The 1,122-nt window shown below is 51.5% G+C and carries 1 protein-coding gene; it reads right to left on the reverse strand.

What is annotated here, in order from left to right:
* Positions 1–1,122 (reverse strand): VolA/Pla-1 family phospholipase (locus OS145_RS04785; protein ID WP_006955089.1); only part of this gene is annotated, 1,122 nt, incomplete at both ends.

The following is a 1,122-nucleotide window of genomic DNA, read 5'->3' on the forward strand; positions in this document are numbered from 1 at the left end:
TTCATCGGTACCATCATTGTTCAAATCAAAGCCACGGTCACCATGTAACGGATGATCAATCGCTACCGTCGCGAAACCGGCAGCAGCTAGCGAACCGGCGATACCCGCTGCGTTCGACTTATTACCTGTAATACCGTGTTGGAAGATGACCACAGGCCAGCCGCCCGCTGGCACCCCATCAAGCGTTGGCATACCGCGTGCCTGACGAATTTGATTAACAACGGCGAGGTCTGGAATAGTCACAAATGCCGGTACATCAACATCATCCTGCTTTTCTGGTACGGGGTTAAACTTAGTTAAGTGGCGCTCTTCATCAACCCCAGGGAAATCAAAGCAAGCGTTGGGTGGCAACAACAAACTGGGATCTTCAATAGCGCCGGCTGGAATACCCGCACCAGCGGGGTCAATCACACCCTGTTGAATCGCACCTAAAATTGAAGCGGGGCTATCGCACTGCGCGCGCCAGCGTCCATTAACGGGTGCCTGAGGATTCGATTGAGAAGGCAGTGGCGAGTAGTAAGGTAATGTAACCTGACCACCGTAAACGCGCGCAGCTGCAGCAATTTGTAGGGTTTGCGGATCAGTCACACCGTTCCCTTGCAATACCTGAGCAAGCGAAACGCCCTGATTTTGCGCAACCAACGCAGGTGGATTCTGTGCTGCGATTTGTTGTGCAAGCAACTGTTTAGTGACGTTTAGCACGTCCCCAACGGATTGAGTGGTGAAGTTCGACGTATAAATAACGCCGTCGGTATCGACACCATATTGACCAAGCGCGCCTTCATAGCTATTGATCAGACGTTGCAGTGACACTGCCGACGCATCACCAGACACCGGGTTCTCGTCAGCATTACGCTTCATCAGCGTATAGGTCTGTGAGGCTTTTACATCACGACCTAAAGAATCTTGGATATTATTTGTTAACGCGACAATGTAACCGGTTTTAGGCTTCAGTGGACGCAATGGAACAATAGCCACGGTATTGCTATCAACGGCTTTTACGGTAAAGTCGGTGCCGTGTTCAAGCTCTCCAACAACGGCACATGCCGCCGCAGGGCTTTCCGCCGCACAAGCTTCTGATACTGCGCTTCCACCCTGCACCGTTTCAAAAATACGAATGGA

Origin of the sequence: Idiomarina baltica OS145, assembly GCF_000152885.1 — a bacterium.
Lineage (GTDB): Bacteria > Pseudomonadota > Gammaproteobacteria > Enterobacterales > Alteromonadaceae > Idiomarina > Idiomarina baltica.